General features: G+C 64.2%; 20 protein-coding genes. 10 read left to right on the forward strand and 10 right to left on the reverse strand.

The genetic code is table 11. From position 1 onward, the window contains the following. Positions 1-3: 3 nt before the first annotated feature. Genes ACSSV4_RS00690 through arsB form a run of 4 tightly spaced genes read left to right on the forward strand, consistent with a single transcriptional unit; the run spans position 4 to position 4,119 of the window. A complete protein-coding gene (locus ACSSV4_RS00690; RefSeq protein WP_454272763.1) occupies positions 4-855 on the forward strand; it encodes an arsenate reductase/protein-tyrosine-phosphatase family protein in 852 nt (283 codons plus the stop codon). Beyond that, positions 852-1,850: an ArsJ-associated glyceraldehyde-3-phosphate dehydrogenase gene (locus tag ACSSV4_RS00695; RefSeq protein WP_454272765.1), complete on the forward strand. Its 999-nt coding sequence runs from the start codon at positions 852-854 to the stop codon at positions 1,848-1,850. Before ACSSV4_RS00690 ends, ACSSV4_RS00695 begins: the two co-directional genes overlap by 4 nt. Further along, positions 1,847-3,115 carry an organoarsenical effux MFS transporter ArsJ gene (arsJ, locus tag ACSSV4_RS00700; protein WP_454272766.1) on the forward strand — a complete coding sequence of 423 codons (1,269 nt, stop codon included), beginning with the start codon at positions 1,847-1,849 and terminating at the stop codon, positions 3,113-3,115. Before ACSSV4_RS00695 ends, arsJ begins: the two co-directional genes overlap by 4 nt. Next, the gene (gene arsB, locus ACSSV4_RS00705) at positions 3,112-4,119 is read left to right on the forward strand and encodes an ACR3 family arsenite efflux transporter (protein WP_454272768.1); all 1,008 of its coding nucleotides are present in this window, start codon (positions 3,112-3,114) and stop codon (positions 4,117-4,119) included. Before arsJ ends, arsB begins: the two co-directional genes overlap by 4 nt. Positions 4,120-4,368: 249 nt before the next feature. Here the strand turns inward: arsB and ACSSV4_RS00710 are convergent, their stop codons facing one another. Further along, positions 4,369-6,012, reverse strand: a complete 1,644-nt coding sequence (locus tag ACSSV4_RS00710) for an ABC transporter substrate-binding protein (RefSeq protein WP_454272770.1) — start codon at positions 6,010-6,012, stop codon at positions 4,369-4,371. Positions 6,013-6,277: 265 nt separating this feature from the next. Here ACSSV4_RS00710 and aroC point away from each other — a divergent pair, with 265 nt between their 5' ends. Continuing rightward, entirely contained in the window at positions 6,278-7,381 is a 1,104-nt protein-coding gene (gene aroC, locus ACSSV4_RS00715) for a chorismate synthase (protein ID WP_454272772.1), read from the forward strand. 67 nt (positions 7,382-7,448) lie between these two features. Here aroC and ACSSV4_RS00720 read toward each other — a convergent pair whose 3' ends face one another. From ACSSV4_RS00720 to ACSSV4_RS00730, 3 genes are all read right to left on the reverse strand, one after another. Next, positions 7,449-8,321 (reverse strand): DMT family transporter, encoded by an 873-nt coding sequence (locus ACSSV4_RS00720; RefSeq protein ID WP_454272774.1) that lies wholly within the window; start codon positions 8,319-8,321, stop codon positions 7,449-7,451. Between the two features lie 133 nt (positions 8,322-8,454). Then, positions 8,455-8,742 (reverse strand): HU family DNA-binding protein, encoded by a 288-nt coding sequence (locus ACSSV4_RS00725; RefSeq protein WP_454272775.1) that lies wholly within the window; start codon positions 8,740-8,742, stop codon positions 8,455-8,457. Positions 8,743-8,873: 131 nt separating this feature from the next. Then, positions 8,874-10,358: an AMP nucleosidase gene (locus ACSSV4_RS00730; protein WP_454272777.1), complete on the reverse strand. Its 1,485-nt coding sequence runs from the start codon at positions 10,356-10,358 to the stop codon at positions 8,874-8,876. A gap of 84 nt (positions 10,359-10,442) precedes the next feature. Here ACSSV4_RS00730 and ACSSV4_RS00735 point away from each other — a divergent pair, with 84 nt between their 5' ends. Both ACSSV4_RS00735 and ACSSV4_RS00740 read left to right on the forward strand, forming a co-directional pair. Continuing rightward, positions 10,443-10,886 (forward strand): VOC family protein, encoded by a 444-nt coding sequence (locus tag ACSSV4_RS00735; protein WP_454273379.1) that lies wholly within the window; start codon positions 10,443-10,445, stop codon positions 10,884-10,886. After that, entirely contained in the window at positions 10,883-11,638 is a 756-nt protein-coding gene (locus ACSSV4_RS00740; protein ID WP_454272779.1) for a class II aldolase and adducin N-terminal domain-containing protein, read from the forward strand. The genes ACSSV4_RS00735 and ACSSV4_RS00740 overlap by 4 nt, the downstream gene beginning before the upstream one ends. Positions 11,639-11,660: 22 nt before the next feature. On the opposite strand, the gene ACSSV4_RS00745 is transcribed toward ACSSV4_RS00740, so the two are convergent. Beyond that, positions 11,661-12,179: a glutathione peroxidase gene (locus tag ACSSV4_RS00745; protein WP_454272780.1), complete on the reverse strand. Its 519-nt coding sequence runs from the start codon at positions 12,177-12,179 to the stop codon at positions 11,661-11,663. A gap of 125 nt (positions 12,180-12,304) precedes the next feature. Between ACSSV4_RS00745 and msrB the strand changes: the two genes are divergently transcribed. From msrB to ACSSV4_RS00760, 3 genes are read left to right on the forward strand one after another with little or no spacing between them, the layout of a single operon-like run. After that, positions 12,305-12,754, forward strand: coding sequence for a peptide-methionine (R)-S-oxide reductase MsrB (msrB, locus tag ACSSV4_RS00750; RefSeq protein WP_454272782.1), 450 nt, complete (start codon positions 12,305-12,307; stop codon positions 12,752-12,754). Next, positions 12,751-13,263: a peptide-methionine (S)-S-oxide reductase MsrA gene (gene msrA / locus ACSSV4_RS00755; RefSeq protein ID WP_454272783.1), complete on the forward strand. Its 513-nt coding sequence runs from the start codon at positions 12,751-12,753 to the stop codon at positions 13,261-13,263. Before msrB ends, msrA begins: the two co-directional genes overlap by 4 nt. An 18-nt stretch (positions 13,264-13,281) precedes the next feature. Beyond that, positions 13,282-14,235 carry a DMT family transporter gene (locus ACSSV4_RS00760; RefSeq protein ID WP_454272784.1) on the forward strand — a complete coding sequence of 318 codons (954 nt, stop codon included), beginning with the start codon at positions 13,282-13,284 and terminating at the stop codon, positions 14,233-14,235. A 242-nt stretch (positions 14,236-14,477) separates the two neighbouring features. Here the strand turns inward: ACSSV4_RS00760 and ACSSV4_RS00765 are convergent, their stop codons facing one another. From ACSSV4_RS00765 to ACSSV4_RS00785, 5 genes are all read right to left on the reverse strand, one after another. Continuing rightward, complete coding sequence (locus ACSSV4_RS00765; RefSeq protein WP_454272786.1) at positions 14,478-15,803, reverse strand: NAD(P)/FAD-dependent oxidoreductase; 1,326 nt, start codon at positions 15,801-15,803, stop codon at positions 14,478-14,480. Then, on the reverse strand, positions 15,800-16,615 hold the full coding sequence (locus ACSSV4_RS00770) for an ABC transporter permease (protein ID WP_454272788.1): 816 nt from the start codon (positions 16,613-16,615) through the stop codon (positions 15,800-15,802). The genes ACSSV4_RS00765 and ACSSV4_RS00770 overlap by 4 nt, the downstream gene beginning before the upstream one ends. Positions 16,616-16,670: 55 nt before the next feature. Further along, positions 16,671-17,561, reverse strand: coding sequence for an ABC transporter permease subunit (locus tag ACSSV4_RS00775; protein WP_454272790.1), 891 nt, complete (start codon positions 17,559-17,561; stop codon positions 16,671-16,673). Further along, positions 17,558-18,922 (reverse strand): ABC transporter ATP-binding protein, encoded by a 1,365-nt coding sequence (locus ACSSV4_RS00780; protein WP_454272792.1) that lies wholly within the window; start codon positions 18,920-18,922, stop codon positions 17,558-17,560. The genes ACSSV4_RS00775 and ACSSV4_RS00780 overlap by 4 nt, the downstream gene beginning before the upstream one ends. Positions 18,923-18,992: 70 nt before the next feature. After that, positions 18,993-20,081, reverse strand: coding sequence for a polyamine ABC transporter substrate-binding protein (locus ACSSV4_RS00785; RefSeq protein WP_454272794.1), 1,089 nt, complete (start codon positions 20,079-20,081; stop codon positions 18,993-18,995). Positions 20,082-20,132: the final 51 nt, after the last annotated feature.

Here is a 20,132-nt window from a genome sequence, read left to right on the forward strand (position 1 = left end):
AATATGGAAAAAGAGATTCCCGACAGGCTCGCCACCCTCGGCCACCCGCAGCGGCTGGAGCTGTTCCGGCTCCTGATGCGGCGCTATCCCGACCGGGTTCCGGCGGGCGAGCTGGCCGAGGCGCTCAGCCTCAAGCCCTCGACCCTCTCCGCCTACCTGAATGCGCTGATGCGCGCCGGGCTGGTCACGCAGGAGCGTAACGGCACGTCGCTCAGATATTCCATGAACATGACAGAGGTGCGTCGCACCTTCGATTACCTGCTCAATGATTGCTGTCGCGGGCGGCCCGATATCTGCGCCCCCGCCTCAACCCTGCCCCAAACCCTGCAAGGAGGCCCGGACATGGCCGACAGAAAGTACAACGCCCTCTTCATCTGCGTGGGCAATTCCGCCCGGTCGATCTTTGCCGAAACCATCCTGCGCGACATGGCGGGGGACCGGTTCACCGCCTATTCCGCCGGCACGCGGCCGTTTTCCGAGCTCAACCCCTTCGCGCTCGAGGTGCTGAAATCCAAGGGCCATGACACCGCTGCCCTGCGCGCCAAGCATGTGGACGAGTTCACCGGCGCGGATGCCCCGGTGATGGATTTCGTCTTCACCGTCTGCGACCGGGCGGCGAACGAGGATTGCCCGGCCTGGGCTGGGCAACCGGTCAGCGCCCATTGGGGCACCCCCGATCCCGTGCTGGCCACCGGCACCGACGCGCAGAAAAGCCTTGCCTTCCAACAGGCCTACGGCGCGCTCAAGAACCGGATCACCGCCTTCGCCGCGCTTCCCGTCGAAACGCTCGACCGCGTCAGCCTGCAGACCGCCGTCGACGAGATCGGCCGCGCGGCGGACGAGGCCGAGGCATGACGGTTTACGCAGTCAACGGTCTGGGCCGGATCGGCAAGCTGATCCTCAAGCCGCTCTTGGAGCGCGGTGCACAGATCGCGTGGATCAACGACGCCGTGGGTGATGCCGAAATGCACGCCCATCTGCTGGAATTCGACACGGTGCATGGCCGGTGGGATGCCGTGTTTGCGCACGATGCCGACAGCGTCACGATCGACGGCACGCGCCTGCCCTTCATCGGCACGCGCGATCTGGGCGACCTGCCGCTGGAGGGGGTCGATGTGGTGATCGACTGCACCGGCGTCTTCAAGAGCGAGGCGAAACTCGCCCCCTATTTCGACGCAGGCGTGAAAAAGGTCGTCGTCTCCGCCCCGGTCAAGGACAGCGGTGCCGCCAATATCGTCTACGGCGTCAATCACGACATCTACGATCCCGCCCGCCACCGCATCGTCACGGCGGCAAGCTGCACCACCAATTGCCTTGCCCCTGTGGTCAAGGTGCTGCACGAGGCCATCGGCATCAAGCACGGCTCGATCACCACGATCCATGATGTGACCAACACGCAAACCATCGTCGATCGCCCGGCCAAGGACTTGCGCCGCGCGCGCTCGGCGCTCAACTCGCTGATCCCGACGACCACCGGCAGCGCCACGGCGATCACGCTGATCTATCCGGAATTGAAAGGCCGCCTGAACGGCCACGCCGTGCGCGTGCCGCTGCTCAACGCCTCGATCACCGATTGCGTGTTCGAGATGGACCGCGAGACGAGCGTGGAAGAGGTCAACGCCCTCTTTCAGGCCGCCGCCGACGGGCCGCTTGCCGGCATCCTCGGCTATGAAACGCGGCCCCTTGTCAGCGCCGATTACACCAACGACACGCGGTCGGGCATCGTCGATGCACCCTCGACCATGGTTATCAATGGCACGCAGGTAAAGGTCTATGCGTGGTATGATAACGAGATGGGCTATGCGCATCGCCTCGTCGATATAGCGCTGATGGTGGGGGCCACGGTTTGACGGCACGTCCCGAAGGCCTCAGCGCCTATATCGCCGTCACGGCGGCCTATTGGGCCTTCATGCTGACCGATGGCGCGCTGCGGATGCTGGTGCTCTTGCACTTTCACACACTCGGGTTCACCCCGGTGCAGCTGGCCTATCTGTTTGTCCTCTACGAGATCGCGGGCATGGTGACCAACCTCTCCGCGGGCTGGATCGCGGCGCGTTTCGGCCTGACCTCGACGCTCTATGCAGGCCTCGGCCTGCAGGTGCTGGCCCTCATCGCGCTGGCGCAGCTCGATCCCGCCTGGAGCGTCGCGCTCTCGGTCGCTTACGTGATGGTGGTGCAGGGGGCGTCCGGCGTGGCCAAGGATCTCCCCAAGATGTCCTCGAAATCCGCCGTCAAGCTGCTGGCACCCAAGGGCGACGGCGGGCTTTTCCGCTGGGTCGCGGCACTCACCGGCTCCAAGAACGCGGTCAAGGGGCTGGGCTTCCTGCTGGGGGCGGCGCTGCTGGCGGGCATCGGCTTTGTCGGCGCGGTCTGGGCGATGGCGGCGGTGCTGGCGGTGATCCTCGTGGCCGTGGCGCTCGCCATGCCGCCGGGTCTGCCGACGGGCCGTAAGGGGGCGAAGTTTTCCGAGGTCTTCTCGAAATCCGCCAACGTCAACTGGCTTTCGGCGGCACGCGTGTTCCTGTTTGGCGCGCGCGACGTGTGGTTCGTGGTGGGCATCCCGGTCTATTTCTACAGCGTGCTCTCGGACGGGTCCGAGGCCGGAAACCGCGCCGCGTTCTTCATGATCGGCACGTTCATGGCGGGCTGGATCATCCTCTACGGCGCGGTGCAGGCCAGCGCGCCGCGCCTGATGCGCGCGGCCTCCCGCCCCGAAGGCGATCTCATCCGCGCGGCACGGGGCTGGGCGTTGGCGCTTCTGGCGGTGCCGGTGGGCCTGACCGTTGCGGCTCTAACGGCGGATGGCCCGCAGACATGGCTCACGGTGACACTGGTGGCGGGGCTGCTGGCCTTCGGTGCGATCTTCGCCGTCAATTCGGCGCTGCATTCCTACCTGATCCTCGCCTTCACCCAAGCCGAGCGCGTGACAATGGACGTGGGGTTTTATTATATGGCCAATGCGGGCGGGCGGCTTCTGGGCACGGTCCTCTCGGGGCTGACCTATCAGGCGGGCGGCCTGCCCTTGATGCTGGGCACGGCAAGCGCAATGATCGCGGCCTCGGCCCTGGCAGCAGGGCGGCTCGATGCCAACCAAGGATCGGAGACACCGACATGAGCACATTCGAGCGCTACCTCACCCTCTGGGTCGCCCTCGCGATGATCGCGGGCATCGCCATCGGCAACACCATCCCGGGGCTGGTCAATGCCATCGCGGCGGCAGAGGTGGCCCGCGTCAACCTCGTGGTGGCGGTGCTGATCTGGGCGATGGTCTATCCGATGATGGTCGGCGTCGATCCCTCCAGCCTGCGCGACGTGCTGCGGCAGCCACGCGGCCTCGGCATCACGCTGGCGGTCAACTGGCTGATCAAGCCCTTCACCATGGCCGCCCTCGCGGTGCTGTTCTTCGAGGGCATCTTCGCCGATCTCATCGCGCCCGCCGACGCGCAGCAATATATCGCCGGGCTGATCCTGCTGGGCGCGGCCCCCTGCACAGCGATGGTCTTCGTGTGGTCGCAACTGACCAAGGGCGATGAGAGCTACACCCTGTTGCAGGTCAGCGTGAACGACGTGGTGATGGTCTTTGCCTTCGCGCCCATCGTCGCCTTTCTGCTGGGCGTGACCGATATCACCGTCCCGTGGCAGACGCTGCTGCTCTCGGTTCTGCTCTTCGTGGCGCTGCCGCTCGCGGCGGGCATCTGGACCCGGCGCAGGCTGGCATCCGAGGCCCGCATCGCGGCGTTTCAGTCCCGGGTCAAGCCGTGGTCGGTGATCGGTCTGATCGCGACGGTGATGATCCTCTTCGGCCTTCAGGGGCAGGTGATCCTCGACCGGCCCATGGTGATCGGCCTGATCGCGGTGCCGATCCTCGTGCAGTCCTACGGCATCTTCGTGCTGGCCTATGCGGCAGCATGGATGCTCAAGGTGCCGCACCGCATCGCCGCCCCTTGCGCGCTGATCGGCACATCGAATTTCTTCGAACTGGCGGTCGCAGTGGCGATCTCCCTCTTCGGCCTCAATTCCGGCGCAGCGCTGGCCACGGTGGTCGGCGTGCTGGTCGAGGTGCCGGTGATGCTCTCACTCGTGGCATTCGCCAACCGGACGCGGGCGCGCTTTGCCTGACGCGGCGGATAGAGCGAGGGGCGATTATGGCCTGTTGCTGCCGTTGAAGCCTGTCCGCGCGAAACGCACCGAAGGTGCCGCGCGATCGCCATGCCGAAGGCATGCCTCCGGCATGACGCCATCCCGCAGCCTGGCGATTTGAGGGGTCGTGCAACGTGTCGAGGTTACAATGAAACACCAATGCCCCGACCCTTGAAACGCAATCGGGCCGCCCTCACAAGGGCGGCCCGTCTTTTCAAGTATAAGCGATCAGGCGTCGAGCCAGACCTTCTCGTAATGCATCTCGCGGAACTGATGCGCGCTCACATTCTTGACCTTGTCGGTGTGATGCAGCGCCTGATTGCGCCAGAACGGTTGAATGATCGCCCCGCTATCCTGCAACATCGCCTGCAGCTTGGCCGAATAGTCACGCCGCTCATCGGCATCGAACACGCCCAGGGCCTCATCCAGAAGCGCATCGAATTCCGGGTTCGAGTGGCCGCTCTCGTTCCATGCCTCGCCCGAGCGATAGGCCAGCGCCAGCACCTGCACGCCCAGAGGACGCGGACCCCAGTTCGTGGTCGAGAACGGGTATTTCGTCCAGTCGTTCCAGAACGTGTTGCCCGGCATCACCGTGCGCTTGACGTTGAACCCCGCCTGCCGCAGCTGCGCGCCGATGGCATCCGTCGTGGTGGTCCGCCAGTCGCCGTCGATCGAGATGATGTCGATCTCGGTCTCGGCATGGCCCGCCGCCGTGGCCATTTCGATGGCCTTTGCCGGGTCCGGCGCGATTTTCGGCAGCTCGGCATATTCCGGATGGAACGGCGCGACATGATGGTTCTCCGCCGGAATCCCCTCGTTGTTGATCGAAATGGCCAGCAGCACCTCGTTGTCGCAGGCGAGCTGAATGGCGTTGCGCAGCTCCTTGCTGTCATAGGGCGGCGTGTCGGCGCGCATCCGCGCGACGATGGTGTTGGCGGTGGGCTTGGACGACTTGACCAGACCGAGCGCATCATAGGCCTCGATGAAATCGGCGGTCGATTCGTCGTTGATGTCGATCTCGTCGCCGTCAAACGCCGCCACGATCGAGGCGTTATCGGTGCCGAAATCGAGGAAGCGGATGCCGTCGAGATAGACATCGCCACCCCACCACTTGCCGTCCTCACGGCGCTTGACCTCGGCACTCGTGCCGATCTCGATGGAAACCAGCTCGAACGGGCCGGTGCCGATGGGCGATTGCGCCAGATCGCTGTCATCGCCATGGCTGCGATGCACGCAGAGCGCGGGATAATCCGACATGCCCGCAATCAGCGTGATGTCGGGGCGCGGCAGGTTCAGCTGCACGGTGAAGTCGTCCACCTTCTCGATCGCACCCTCGATCGCCTTGTTGGTGTCGGGATCGATCAGCGTGCCCATGCGTGCGGCCATCGAATTGCCCTCGACCGCCTTGTCGCACCAGCGGTTGAGGTTGTGGATGATGTCATCGGCGTTGAATTCATCGCCATTGGTCCAGACAGCACCCTGCCGCACCTTGAGCGTGTAGGTCTTGGCGTCATCGCTGACCTCCCAGCCCTCCAGCAGCATCGGCTGAAAGCTGAAATCCGACGCCCAGCGCACCATCGGCTCGCAGAACTGACGGCTGATATTGCCCGGCTCGGTCCAGGCGAACTTGCGCGGGTCGGTGATTTCCAGCACGCGGGAGGCGACGCGCAGCACGCCGCCTTTCTTGCCCTCCTGCGCCTGCACCGGGGTCGGCACGGCCAGCCCCAGCAGGCCATAGGCGGCAGCAGACGAGGCCCCGAATGTCGAGGCGAGCGCGATGAATTCGCGGCGGTCCATCTTGCCGGCCTTGGTGTCCTCGGCCAGTTTGCGCACGATCGGTCGCACGTTCTCTTCGGGAAGTGAGTGGGTCATGTTGGTCCTCCGTGTTGGCCTTTGGCCGGGTCGACCGGTGTCGTTTTCCGACAGGTCCGGTGCCAGTGTTAGCAGGGATTATCCCCCGCGCCAGTGTTTTTTCAGGGTCGGACAGATGTCGTTTTTGCACCTTTTCACGTCCGGTCCGAGGCCAGAGAGTATAGCGATTCCCCCGCCCATATCGCCTGTTTGCGACAAATGCCCGCCAAAATGGCTTGAGGCGGGCGCAGGCCACGGCTAGATGAGCGACAAAGGAGCCCCGCGCATGAGCCTCAATACCTTCGGTCATCTCTTTCGGTTCACCACATGGGGCGAGAGCCACGGGCCCGCCCTTGGTGCGACGGTCGACGGCTGCCCGCCGGGCGTGCGCCTCAATGAGGCGATGCTGCAGCACTGGCTCGACAAGCGCCGCCCCGGCCAGAACAAGAACACCACCCAACGACAGGAACCCGACGCGGTGCGCATCCTCTCGGGCCTCTACGAGGGGCAGACCACCGGCACGCCCATTCAGCTGATGATCGAGAACACCGATCAGCGCTCGCGCGATTACGGCGACATCGCTCGCACCTTCCGGCCCGGCCATGCCGATATCAGCTATCACCTCAAATACGGCATCCGCGATCCGCGTGGCGGCGGGCGCTCCTCGGCCCGCGAGACGGCGGCGCGGGTGGCGGCAGGCGGCGTCGCGCGCGCGGCCTTGGCCACACTGATGCCGGAGCTTGAGGTCAAGGGCTACATGGTCGCCATGGGCGAGATGCAACTCGACCGCGCCCGTTTCAATTGGGATGCCATCGACGGCAACGATTTCTGGCTGCCCGATGCCAGCGCCGCGCCCGAGTGGGAGGCCTACCTGCAAGCCCTGCGCAAGAACCACGATTCGGTGGGTGCCGTGATCGAGGTCGTGGCGCGCGGCGTGCCCGCCGGCCTCGGCGCGCCGATCTATGGCAAGCTCGACACTGATCTCGCCGCCGCGATGATGTCGATCAACGCAGTCAAGGGCGTCGAGATCGGCGCGGGCATGGCCGCCGCCACCCTCACCGGCAGCGCCAATGCCGACGAGATCTTCATGGGCGAGACCGGCCCCGAATTCGCCTCGAACCACGCGGGCGGCATCCTCGGCGGTATCTCCACCGGGCAAGAGGTGGTGGTGCGCTTCGCCGTGAAACCCACTTCGTCGATCCTCACGCCGCGCCGCTCGATCACCGTCGATGGCGACCCCATCGAGGTCGTCACCAAGGGCCGCCACGATCCCTGCGTCGGCATCCGCGCGGTGCCGGTGGGCGAGGCGATGATGGCCTGCGTGCTGCTCGATCACCTGCTCCTGCATCGCGGGCAGGTTGGCGAGGGCCCACGCGGCACCATCGGCTGACCCGGCCCGCTGTTTCTTTTTGGTCAAAATACTCCGGGGGCTTGGGGGCTGGCCCCCAATCCGCCCATTACACCACGCGCTTCTGCCGCGACAGTTGCACCGCCAGAATGCCGCCCATGATCACCGCCACGCCGATCAGATCCTGCGCGCTCAGTGTCTCGCTCAGGATCAGCGCGGCGATGGCCACACCAAGGAACGGGTTGAGAAAGTGGAAGGTCGCGGCCTTGGTCGCCCCGATCCGGTTGACCAGCCAGAACCAGACCAGCGTCGCCGCCAGCCCCGGCACCAGCGTGGTATAGGCAAAGGCCGCGATCAGCGTCCAGGACCAGGTGATCTCGATGGTCTCGAGCCCCGCCGCCGCGACCCCCAGCACCGCACTGCCCACCAGCATCTGCAAGCCCACGATCATCAGGAAATTCCCGCCCGAGGTGGCCCCGCGCACCGCCAGGGTGGCAAAGGTCAGCGCAATCACCCCCACCACGCAGAGGCTCAAACCATAGAGATCAACGCCGCCCTGCAGCCGCGCGCCCATGATGATCGTCACCCCGACCACCCCCGCGACAAGACCAAATATCCCCATGGGACCGATCCGCTCGCCAAAGATCAGCCAGCCCGCCAACCCCACCAGAAGCGGCATGGTCGAGGCGATGATCGCGGCAAGCCCGGCCTCGATGGTCTGCATGGCGACAAAATTCAGCCCGAGATAGAGCGCGTTCTGACAGATCCCGAAAACGATCGTCGCGCGCCACTGCCCGCGCGTCAGCTTCCAGCTTTGTCCAAGGGCACGGGCGATGAGCACCCCCAGAAGGCCGGAAATGAAGAACCGCAGGCTGAGCGCCGTCAGCGGCGGCGCCGAGGCGACGATGATCCGCGCCGAGGTGAAGGCCGAGGACCACATCACCGCAAAGGCCAGCCCCATCAGTATCGCCCGAATATCCATGCCCTGTCCCGTCTGCCTCGTTTTGCCGCGACCATTGTGGATTTGGCGGTCAGGTGCAACCCGGCATCACCGGTCCCGACACGCGAAAGGGTCGCCCGACAGGCGACCCTTTGCAAAAACTCGACAGAGCGGATCAGCCGTTGACGCTGTCCTTGAGCGCCTTGGCGATGGTCATCTTGACCACCTTGTCGGCCTCTTTCTTCATCTGCTCGCCGGTGGCGGGGTTGCGCACCATGCGCTCGGGGCGCTCGCGGCAGTAGATCTTGCCGACGCCCGGCAGGGTCACGGCACCGCCGGCGGACACTTCCTTGGTGATCACATTGACCACGGCGTCAAGCGCGGCGCTTGCGGATTTCTTGTCACTGCCCATTTCTTCGGCCAGAGCGGCGACGAGTTGGGTTTTGGTCATGGGTTTTGCCATTTCTTGGTCTCCTTCAACTGCCCGTCTCTTGGGCCTCATGGGCGTGATTTAACGCTATGATGTGGTTAAACACAATGTCTGGGGGGCAAAAGCAAGCAATTTTGGCGGATTTTGTGCGGATTTCCGTCGAGTCAGAGGAAGGCTGTCTCTTCAAAGCTACGCAATTTGCGGCTGTGGATGCGCGAGAGCGGCATCTGGCGCAGTGATTCCATCGCGCGAATCCCGATCATCAGGTGCCTTGAAACTTGGGATTTGTAGAAATCCGAGGCCATGCCGGGCAGTTTCAACTCGCCCTGAAGCGGTTTGTCCGAGACGCAAAGCAGCGTGCCATAAGGCACCCGAAATCGAAATCCGTTGGCCGCAATCGTCGCACTTTCCATGTCGAGCGCGATGGCCCGCGACTGGCTCAGGCGCTGCACCGGGCCGGATTGGTCACGCAACTCCCAGTTGCGGTTGTCGACACTCGCGACGGTGCCGGTGCGCATCACCCGCTTGAGGTCGAACCCCTCAAGCTGGGTCTCCTCCGCCACCGCCTCCTGCAAGGCGATCTGGATTTCCGCCAGCGCCGGAATGGGCACCCAGGCGGGCAGATCGGCATCGAGCACGCGATCCTCACGCAAATACGCATGCGCCAGCACGAAATCTCCCAAAGACTGCGAATTGCGCAGCCCCGCGCAATGCCCGACCATCACCCAGGCATGCGGGCGCAGCACCGCGATGTGATCGGTCGCGGTTTTCGCATTCGACGGACCGACCCCGATATTCACCAGCGTGATCCCCGATCCGTCCGCCCGCTTGAGGTGATAGGTCGGCATCTGCGGCAGCCGCTCCGGCACCGGCAGGGCCGCGTCGGGGGTGGTGATCAGGGCATTGCCGGTGCTGACAAACGCGGTGTAGCCACTGGTCGTGTCGGCCAGCATGCGCCGCGCGAACCCCTCGAATTCCGAGACATAGAACTGGTAGTTGGTGAACAGCACGTAATTCTGGAAATGTTCCGCATCGGTCGCGGTGTAATGCGCCAGCCGCGCCAATGAGTAATCCACCCGCTGCGCCGTGAAGGGGGCCAGCGGTGCGATGCCGTCCGCCCCCCGCTCCCAGGTGCCGTTGACGATGTCGTCATTGGTGGTCGCCAGGTCCGGCACGTCGAAATAGTCGCGCAGGGTGAACTCCGCCGCCCCCTCCTGCGGCACGGTGAGGGCCGCGTCATTGGCCACCGCGAAATGGACCGGCATCGGCGTGTCCGAAATGCCGATCGACACAGGCACGCCGTGGTTTTCCATCAGCAATTCGATCTGCTGTTCGAGATAGGCCCGGAACAGGTCCGGCCGTGAGATCGTCGCGCCATAGGTGCCGGGAGAGGACACATGGCCAAAGCTCAACCGGCTGTCGATCTTGGCATAGGTCGTCGTGGTCAGGCGAATTTCAGGGTAGAACGCCCGCACCCGCCGCGCCGGAATATCGCCCTTGAGCGCCCGGGCGAAGGCGTCGCACAGATGCCGCGTCGCGCCGTCGTAAAGCAGGCACAGCCGATCCACCGCCGCGCGCGCATCGGTGAACGCCTCCGGTCCCGGCAGGTCGGGCGGCAGGATCATGGCGTTTGTGTCGGTAAGGCTCATGGGCACATCCTGTCATCGGTCAGAGCGCACACGTTGACACGGGCCAAGGGCACGATCAAGCTGCGCGGCAAAGCGAGGCGCGCCATGGATTATGAAACCGTCACCCCCGAGGAGTTCGGGGCCAGCCTGCGGGGCTTTGGCCTCAACATCCTCGTGCGCGACGTGCGCGCGCAGGCGGCATTCCTTGCGGATGTCTTCGGCGCGGTGCCGCATCGCGTCAACGACGATTTCGCGATCATCGCCTATCACGGCCATCTGATGCAGCTGCATGCCGATCATACCTATGGCAGCCACCCGCTGCTTGGCCTTGTGCCCGAGAGCCCGCCGCGTGGCGCGGGCGCGTCACTGCACATGTTCGACAGCGACCCCGACATCGCAGCCGCCCGCGCCGAAGATGCGGGCGGGATGATCCTGCACGCCCCTACCAACAAGCCGCACGGGCTGCGCGAATGCTGCATCCTGTGCGAAAACGGCTATGCTTGGGTCGCATCGCGACCCCTCACCGATGATGAAAGGACAGCGACATGAGCGTGACCAACCTCAAACCCAACATGGAACATTGGCAGGAGCGGGTCGATCTCGCCGCCGCCTTCCGCTGGACCGCGCGGCTGAACATGCACGAGGCCGTGGCCAATCACTTCAGCCTCTCGATCAACGAGGACGGCACGCGCTTTCTGATGAACCCCAACCAGATGCATTTCGCCCGCATCCGCGCCAGCGACCTGATCGTTGTCGATGCCAACGACCCCGAGACGCTGAACGCGCCGGACGCCCCCGACCCCACCGCCTGGGGCCTGCATGGCGGGCTGCACCGGCATTGCGCCCATGCGCGCTGTGCCATGCATGTGCATTCAACCCACGCCACCGTTCTGGCCTCGCTCGCCGACAGCCGCCTGCCGCCCATCGACCAGAACGGCGCAATGTTCTACGGACGCCACGTGGTGGACGAGGGCTATGGCGGGCTTGCCTTCGAGGATGAGGGCGAACGCTGCGCGCGGCTCTTCCATGACCCGAAACAGAAGGTCATGATCATGGGCAATCATGGCGTGATGGTGATCGGCGACACGGTCGCCGACACGTTCAACCGGCTCTATTATTTCGAGCGCGCGGCCGAGACCTACATTCGCGCGCTTCAGACCGGGCGGCCCCTCCGGGTACTGTCGCACGAGGTGGCCGCCAAGACCGCCGAAGAGATCGAAAGCTACCCCGAACAGGCCGACCGGCACCTGTCGGAGATCAAGGCCCTGCTCGACGCCGAGGGGTCGGACTACGCAAGCTGAGGTGCTTCTTTCGGGGCGTCTGCTATCGCAGCAGCGCCTCGATACGCCCGGTGATCTCGCGCGAGGTCGGGCGCGCGACCGATCCCCATGTGCCCGCAACCTCGCCATCAGGGCCGATCAGCACCTTGTTGAAATTCCATGCGGGCGCGAACCCGGTCTCATCGGCAAGCGAGGCGTAAAACGGATGCGCCTGCGTCCCCTTGACCGGGGTGATCGTCGTCATCGGGATATCGAGGCCGAAATTGACTTCGCAGAATTCCTTGACCTCCGCATCGCTCGACAATTCCTGCCGGAAATCGTCAGAGGGCACCGCCAGAACCACGAGACCGCGGTCGCGATAGGAGTCGTAAAGCGCCTGCAACCCGTCATACTGACCGGTAAAGCCGCAACGCGAGGCGGTATTGACCACCAGCACCGGTTGCCCGCGCCAATCGCTCAGGCGCAATTCGCCCCCGTCGATATTGCCGAACGGCGCGTCAAGATCGAGCGCGGCCGCGGGAAGGGCCAACACAAGTGCCATGAGGCCAAGAACCAAGCGCATTTTATCCTCCGATTCCTGATGGGTTTACGGCGGCGGAGCCAAACCGGATCACCACGCCGCGCTATTCCATTTTCCACCGCGCGCCCCATCTGCTAATCTGAACCATAGCACAGGAGGCGCGAGACGTGACCGAATACCGCAAAGACCCCGACAGGATCGCCGCCCTCTCACCCGAGGAATACCGGGTGACGCAGAAGAGCGGCACCGAACGCCCCGGCACCGGCAAATACCTCAACAACAAGGAGCCGGGCATCTACGTCGATATCGTCAGCGGCGAGCCGTTATTCGCCAGTTCCGACAAGTACGAATCCGGCTGCGGCTGGCCCAGTTTTACCAAGCCCATCGAGCCTGCGCATGTGGCGGAGAAGCATGATTTCACCATGGGCATGATCCGCACCGAGGTGCGCAGCCGCGATGGCGACAGCCACTTGGGCCATGTCTTTCCCGACGGCCCGCGCGACCGGGGCGGCCTGCGCTATTGCATCAACTCGGCAAGCCTGCGATTCATTCATCGCGACGACATGGAAGCGTCAGGCTATGGCGCATATCTTGATCAGGTGGAGGATGTGACATGAGCGAACGTGCAGTTCTGGCCGGTGGCTGTTTCTGGGGCATGCAGGATCTCATCCGCAAGCTGCCCGGCGTGATCTCGACCCGGGTGGGCTATACCGGCGGCGATGTGCCGAATGCCACCTATCGCAATCACGGCACCCATGCCGAAGGCATCGAGATCATCTTTGACCCTGCGAAGATCAGCTATCGGCGCATCCTCGAGGTGTTCTTCCAGATCCACGATCCGACCACCCCCAACCGGCAGGGCAATGACGTGGGGATGAGCTATCGTTCCGCGATCTACTATTGCTCCGAGGAACAAAAGGCCGAGGCGCAGCGCACCATCTCCGATGTCGAGGCCAGCGGCCTCTGGCCCGGCAAGGTCGTGACCGAGGTCGAACCCGTCACTGACTTCTGGGAGGCGGAGCCGGAGCATCAGGATTACCTGAAACGCTTTCCGCAGGGCTATACCTGCCACTTCCCGCGCGCCGATTGGGTGCTGCCCCGCACCGAGGCGGACACCGACGCCTGAGCCGGACCCGAGACCGACATGACACGCCAGAGGGGCGATGTACCCAGGCACACGCGCCCCCTGACCGGCATCCTGCTCAAGTTGTGTTCGGTGATGCTGTTCATCACCATGTCATCGCTGATCAAGGCGGTGTCCGATCACGTGCCCCCCGGCGAATCGGTGTTCTTCCGATCCTTCTTCGCCATCCCGGTCATTCTGGTATGGCTGACCCTGCGCGGCGACCTGCGCACCGGTTTGAAAACGCGCACGCCGATGGGCCATGTCTGGCGCGGGGTGGTGGGCACGGCGGCGATGGGTCTTGGCTTTGCCGCGCTTGGCCTCTTGCCCCTGCCCGAGGTGACGGCGCTGACCTATGCCGCGCCGCTCCTCGTGGTGATCTTCGCCGCGATGTTCCTCGATGAAGACGTCGGCGTGTTCCGCATCAGCGCGGTCGCGCTCGGGCTTGTCGGGGTCCTGATCGTGCTTGCCCCGCGCCTTACGGCGCTGAGCGGCCCGACGGTCGAGACAGTGCAAGCCGTAGGCGCGATGCTCGCCCTCACCGGCGCGATCTGCGCGGCTCTGGCGCAGATCTACGTGCGCAAACTGGTTCAGACCGAAGAGACCAGCGCCATCGTGTTCTATTTCTCGATCACCTCGACCGGCTTGTCGCTGCTCACCATCCCGTTCGGCTGGGTGCTGCCCTCGGGGCCAGAGTTCGGCCTTCTGATCCTCGCCGGGCTTCTGGGCGGTCTGGGGCAGATTTTCCTCACCTCCTCCTACCGCTTCGCCGATGCGAGCGTCGTGGCGCCGTTCGATTACGCCTCGATCCTCTTCGCCCTCGGAATCGGCTATTTCATCTTCGACGAGGTGCCGACGCGCGCCATGCTGACAGGCGCGTCGCTGGTCATCCTGGCCGGGATCATCATCATCTGGCGCGAGCGTCAGCTGGGGATCCGGCGCAATAGGGCAAGGTCTGCGCGGACGCCGGAATAGGGAAGGGAATGGCCTGAAGCGGACATAGCACCCCGCCAGAAGGTGCCGCGCAATCGCAGGGCCGGGGACTGGCGATGCAACGGTTGTGGCGCGCGCTTTATCCCAGCCAAGTCAGTCTAAACTCGACACGTTGCGCGCCCTATCAAATCGCCAGGCCGCGGGACGGCCCGGCGATCGCGCGGCACCTTCGGTGCGTTTCGCGCGGGATGCGGCAACGGCGGCTTCAGGCTAAACACCCCCGCCTACCCCCCGGTCAACGTCGCCAAAGCATAAGGCGGCCAGAGCATCGCCCGGCGCAGCCGCCCCAAAGGCCAGCGCCCCGGCGGCTTGCGCAGGATCTCCGGATACAGGCGCCCCGGCACCCGGTCCATCGCCAGTTCCGCCAGAAGCGCCCCGGCATAACTCCCCATGGACACACCGTTGCCATGATAGCTGAGCCCGGTGAACGCCCCCGGCATGTCCGGAATTGGCCCGGCATAGGGCGTCAAATCGGGCGACAGCGACAGCAACCCATTCCAGCTATGCGGCGTCTCGACATGGGCCCACGCCGGAAACATCCGCTCGAAATGCGCCCGTATCGTGCGATGCATCCGCGCATCGAACCGGGCCGAGGAAAACAGCCCCCCGCGCATGCCAAAGAGCATCCGGTTATCGGGCATCAACCGGAAATAATGCAGAAAGAACCGGTCGTCATAACACATCTGCCGCGTGGTCCAGCCTTGGGCCGCCAGTTCACCATCACTCATCACCCGCGTCACGATCACGTTCGATTGCGTCGGCAGATAGCGCGCCCGCATCCACCCCGGCAGATCGTCCGAGGAATAGCCATTGGTCGCCACGATCAGCCGCCGCGCGGTGACCTGCGCCTGCGGCGTGGTCAGGTGAAACGCCCCCTCCTGCCGGATCGCAGTCACCGGGGAATGGCCATGAAGACGCGCCCCGGCTCGCACCGCCGCCTCCGCCAGTCCCAGCGTATATTTCATCGGGTTGAGCGCCACGCCGATAGGCGTGGTCAGGGCCGCATGAAACGGCCCATTCATGCCCATCTGTACCAGTTCCGAGCCGGGGATGAACTCCGGCACCACGCCGTAATCCGCCTCGATGCGCTTGGCCCGCGCGGCAAACCCCTCCACCGCGCGCGGCGTATGCGCCAGCAGCGTCTCGCCCTCGGAATGCAGATCGGCCTCTATCCCCAGCCGTGCAATGAGATCGCGGGCAAAGCGCGCCGCCTCGACCTCGGCGCGGCGATACTCGCGCCGCGCCGCCTCGCCATGGGTCTTGCGCAGGATCGTGTCCGACGCGGCAGAGCCTCCCAGACAGCAGAACCCGCCATTGCGCCCCGAGGCGCCCCAGCCCGGCACCTGCGCCTCAAACACCAGCACATCCTGCCCGGCCTCGGCCAGATGCAGCGCCGCCGACAACCCGGTGAACCCCGCGCCGATCACCGCCACATCACAGGTGATCCGGCCCTCCGCCTCGGGGTAGTCGGGCGGCGCCGCAGTGGTGGGCCAGTAACAGCGCGCGCGCGGCCCCTCGCCATAGGCATGCGCCGGATAGATGCGGCTCATGCGTGCACGGCGGCGCGTTCGTCGGCCTGTTGGCGCAGGCTGGCACGCTTGGTGATCAGCGACGCGGCGATCACCCCGACCGCGACGATCCCGATCATGATGGTCGAGAGCGCGTTGATCTCGGGGCTGACCCCCAGGCGGATCGACGACCAGATCTTGATCGGCAGCGTCGTGGCCGACGGCCCGGCGGTAAAGGACGCGATCACCAGATCGTCGAGCGACAACGTGAACGCCAATAACCAGCCAGAAATCACCGCAGGCGCGATGATCGGCAGGGTGACAAGGCGGAACGCATCGAAATGCGAACACCCCAGATCAAGCGCCGCCTCTTCGAGCGACCGGTCAAAGGTCACCAGCCGCGACGATACCACCACCGCCACGAAGGCCATCGAGAAGGTTGTATGCGCGAGGATGATGGTCAGGATCCCCCGGTCCAACCCGATCCCGATGAACAACAACAGCAGCGACAGACCGGTGATGACCTCGGGCATCACCAGCGGCGCATAGATCATGCCGGAAAACAGCGTGCGCCCATAAAACCGCCCCGCCCGCACCAGCACCAATGCGGCCATCGTGCCCAGCACCGTCGCGATGGTCGACGAGACCACCGCCACCTGAAGCGTCACCCAGGCCGCGTCAAGAAACGCGTCGTTCTGGATCAGCGTGCCATACCACTTGGTCGAAAACCCGGCCCAGACCGTCACCAGCTTTGATTCGTTGAAGCTGTAGACGATGAGGATGAGCATCGGCAGATAGAGAAAGGCAAATCCCAGCGTCAGCGAGGTGGCGTTGAACCATGTCAGGCGTCTCATGCACTGCCCTCCGGGCTACCGATTTCTTGAGAAGAAATCGTCAACAAGCGTCGCGTCATCCCTCGGCCTCCCGCTGTTTCTGCTCGTTGCGCTGAAACAGCACAATGGGAATGATCAGAATGAGCAGCAGCACCACCGCCACCGCGCTCGCCACCGGCCAGTCGCGGTTGTTGAAGAACTCTTCCCACAGCACCTTGCCGATCATCAGCGTCTGCGACCCGCCCAGAAGCGAGGGAATCACGAATTCACCGATGGTCGGGATAAAGACCAGGAAACAGCCCGCGATGATCCCGGTTTTCGACAGCGGCACGGTGATCAGCCAGAACGCCTTGATCCGCGAACAGCCCAGATCCTCGGCCGCCTCCAGCAACGAGCCGTCCATCCGCTCCAGCGCCGAATAGATCGGCAGGATCATGAAGGGCAGATAGGTGTAGACGATGCCGATATAGACCGCCACGGGCGTGTTGAGGATCGTCAGAGGCTCCGAAATCAGCCCCATCCAGAGCAAGATCTGGTTCAGATAGCCCTCGGTCGACAGGATCCCCATCCACGAATAGACCCGGATCAGGAACGAGGTCCAGAACGGCAGGATCACCAGCATCATCAGCGTCGGGCGCCAGTGATCGGGGGCGTTGGCCATGCCATAGGCGATCGGATAGCCCACCAGCAGCGTGCAGAACGTGGCGATGGACGCGATCTTGAGCGACGAGAGATAGGCTTTCCAGTAAAGATCGTCGGTGGTGAGGAACACGAAATTCTCGAAATCGAGCCCGGCGAAGAAATCGCGGATACCCCGCCATCCCTCCGAGAAATCGAGCGTCGGCGTATAGGGCGGAATCGCCAGCGCGATATCCGACAGGGATATCTTGAGCACGATGACGAACGGCACCAGAAACAGCGCCAGCAGCCACAGATAGGGCATAAGGATGAGGGCCGCGCGCCTCATTCGCTCAGCACCACGCCGGCGGTCTCGCGGAAACTGATCCAGACCTCGTCGTCCCAGGTGATGTCACGCTGCGCGACACGGCGGGTATTGGCCAACTGTGCCTTGACCATCGTGCCATTGGCCAGTTCGACATGATAGGTCGACAGGTTACCCAGATATGCAATGTCGATCACCTTGCCCTTGAGGGCGTTGGCCGCCTCCGGCCGGTCCTTGGAGATCCCCAGTTTCTCGGGCCGCAGCGCCAGCGTCACGCGCTGCCCGGCCAGCGCCGGATCACCATTGCTGACAATAAGCGGAGGCTGGCCTTCGGCCCAGTGAATGGTGATCCCGCCGGGCGCAACGGCCTCGGGCAGCGGCACAGCCGCGGCGGCGGCCTTGCTCTCCTCGGCTGTCGGCGGCGGCAGTTGCTTGGGGGCATCCTCGCGCGGGCCGAGAATGTATTTGAACAGCTTGTCATGCAGCCACTTGCCACGCGCGTTGGGTTGCGGCACGCGGCGTTCAGATGCTGCGGCGGGGGCCTCCGGCTCTGCCTGCTTGGCCGCCTCCGGCTCTGCGGGCGCGGCGGCAGCGGCACCGCCCCGCACCTCGGCTACCCCGTCGATCAGGTTCACATCGCCGATGAAATCCGCAACATAGCGCGACGCCGGGGCCTCGTAGATCACCTGCGGCGTATCGGCCTGAATGATCTTGCCGGTATCCATCACCGCGACACGGCTCGCCACCGTCATCGCCTCTTCCTGATCATGGGTGACGATGACAAATGTCGTGCCGGTCTTTTCCTGAATATCCATCAACTCGAACTGCGTCGCCTGCCGCAGCTTGGCGTCGAGCGCACCCATCGGCTCATCGAGCAACAACAGCTTCGGGGCCTTGGCCAGACTGCGCGCCAGCGCCACCCGCTGCCGCTGTCCGCCGGAAATCTGGTGCGGCTTGCGCCGCGCGAATTGCTCCAGCCGCGTCAGCTTGAGCATCTCCTCCACCCGCGCCGCGATCTCGTCCTTCGATTTGCCGTCGCGCTTCAGTCCAAAGGCAATATTCTCCCAGACCGACAGATGCGGGAACAGCGCATAGGACTGGAACATCATGTTCACCGCCCGCTTGTTGGGCGGAATCGGCGCCATGTCCTGCCCTCCCAGAAGGATCGTGCCCTCGGTCGGTGTCTCGAACCCCGCGAGCATGCGCATCATCGTCGTCTTGCCACAGCCCGACGGGCCAAGCAGCGCGAAGAACTCCTTTTCGTAGATGTCAAAGCTCTGATTGTCGATCGCTACGAACTCGCCGAACCGCTTGGTGACGTTCTTGAATTGAATCAGCGGCTTGGCGTTCGGATCGTTCCACGGCGCGAATACGGTTTGTGACATGCCTGTCCCCGGCTGGATTGAGAAAACCCGCGCAAGGGCTGGCCCCGCGCGGGTCGGTCATGCCGTCCGATCAGGTGCCGGACTTGATCTTGGTCCACAAACGGGTCACCACCCGCTGCACCTTCGCCGGGTAGGGCGTCGTGGTAAAGAGGTTATCAAGCGCCTCCTGCGACGGATAGATCGCCGGGTCGCCGATTACGTCCTCGACCAGATATTCCTGGCTCGCCTTGTTGCCGTTGGCGTAATAGACATAGTTCGACGCGGCGGCCATGTTCTTGGCATCCATGATGAAATTCAGGAAGGTATGCGCGCCGTCGGGATTGGGCGCATCGACCGGAATCGCCATCTGGTCGAACCACATCTGCGCGCCTTCCTTGGGCGCGTTATAGACGATCTCGACGCCGTTATCGGCCTCTGCCGCGCGATCGCGCGCCTGAAGGATATCACCCGACCAGCCCACAGCCACGCAGATATCGCCATTGGCCAGCGCGTTGATGTATTCCGAGCTGTGGAACTTCTGGATATAGGGGCGCACGGCCATCAGCACCGGCTCGACCTTGGCGATCACGTCCGGGTCGTGGCTGTCGGGATCCTCGCCGATATACTTGAGCGCCATCGGGATCATCTCGGCGGGCGCATCGAGGAAATGCACGCCGCATTCGGCCAGCTTTTCCATGTTCTCCGGGTTGAGCACCAGCTCGAGACTGTCGAGCGGCGCATCCTCGCCGAGCAGTTCCTTCACCTTGCCGACATTCGCACCGATCCCCGTGGTGCCCCACATGTAGTTGATCGAATAGGCGTTCTCGGGGTCGTATTGCTCGGTCCGGTTGCTGACCACGTCCCACATGTTGTCGAGATTGGGCAGCTTCGACTTGTCGAGCTTCTGGAAGGCGCCTGCCTGGATCTGGCGCTGCAGGAAGGTGCCCGAGGGCACCACGACGTCATAGCCCGACCCACCGGCCAGCATCTTGGTCTCCAGAACCTCGTTGCTGTCGAACACGTCATAGATCAGGTCGAGGCCGGTTTCCTCTTCGAACTGCGTCAGCAGGTCCTCGTCGATGTAATCGGACCAGTTATAGACCCGCACCTCCTCGGCCTGCGCGGCAAACGCCCCGAGCGCGAGCGTGGCGGTGGTGGTCAGCATCAGATGTCGCATCATGTTCTCCCGTTGGTTTCGGCATGTTCTCTGCCTTGGCACGGATTTGATCAA

The organism is Roseovarius sp. MBR-154, from assembly GCF_053628595.1.

Coding starts and splice junctions, on each gene's coding strand:
- arsB (WP_454272768.1), top strand. CDS start 3,112: ATGAGCACATTCGAGCGCTACCTCACCCTCTGGGTCGCCCTCGCGATG.
- ACSSV4_RS00740 (WP_454272779.1), top strand. CDS start 10,883: ATGAGCGTGACCAACCTCAAACCCAACATGGAACATTGGCAGGAGCGG.
- ACSSV4_RS00785 (WP_454272794.1), bottom strand. CDS start 20,081: ATGATGCGACATCTGATGCTGACCACCACCGCCACGCTCGCGCTCGGG.
- msrA (WP_454272783.1), top strand. CDS start 12,751: ATGAGCGAACGTGCAGTTCTGGCCGGTGGCTGTTTCTGGGGCATGCAG.
- ACSSV4_RS00780 (WP_454272792.1), bottom strand. CDS start 18,922: ATGTCACAAACCGTATTCGCGCCGTGGAACGATCCGAACGCCAAGCCG.
- ACSSV4_RS00720 (WP_454272774.1), bottom strand. CDS start 8,321: ATGGATATTCGGGCGATACTGATGGGGCTGGCCTTTGCGGTGATGTGG.
- aroC (WP_454272772.1), top strand. CDS start 6,278: ATGAGCCTCAATACCTTCGGTCATCTCTTTCGGTTCACCACATGGGGC.
- ACSSV4_RS00710 (WP_454272770.1), bottom strand. CDS start 6,012: ATGACCCACTCACTTCCCGAAGAGAACGTGCGACCGATCGTGCGCAAA.
- ACSSV4_RS00725 (WP_454272775.1), bottom strand. CDS start 8,742: ATGGCAAAACCCATGACCAAAACCCAACTCGTCGCCGCTCTGGCCGAA.
- ACSSV4_RS00775 (WP_454272790.1), bottom strand. CDS start 17,561: ATGAGGCGCGCGGCCCTCATCCTTATGCCCTATCTGTGGCTGCTGGCG.
- ACSSV4_RS00765 (WP_454272786.1), bottom strand. CDS start 15,803: ATGAGCCGCATCTATCCGGCGCATGCCTATGGCGAGGGGCCGCGCGCG.
- ACSSV4_RS00695 (WP_454272765.1), top strand. CDS start 852: ATGACGGTTTACGCAGTCAACGGTCTGGGCCGGATCGGCAAGCTGATC.
- ACSSV4_RS00735 (WP_454273379.1), top strand. CDS start 10,443: ATGGATTATGAAACCGTCACCCCCGAGGAGTTCGGGGCCAGCCTGCGG.
- ACSSV4_RS00745 (WP_454272780.1), bottom strand. CDS start 12,179: ATGCGCTTGGTTCTTGGCCTCATGGCACTTGTGTTGGCCCTTCCCGCG.
- ACSSV4_RS00730 (WP_454272777.1), bottom strand. CDS start 10,358: ATGAGCCTTACCGACACAAACGCCATGATCCTGCCGCCCGACCTGCCG.
- ACSSV4_RS00690 (WP_454272763.1), top strand. CDS start 4: ATGGAAAAAGAGATTCCCGACAGGCTCGCCACCCTCGGCCACCCGCAG.
- ACSSV4_RS00770 (WP_454272788.1), bottom strand. CDS start 16,615: ATGAGACGCCTGACATGGTTCAACGCCACCTCGCTGACGCTGGGATTT.
- ACSSV4_RS00760 (WP_454272784.1), top strand. CDS start 13,282: ATGACACGCCAGAGGGGCGATGTACCCAGGCACACGCGCCCCCTGACC.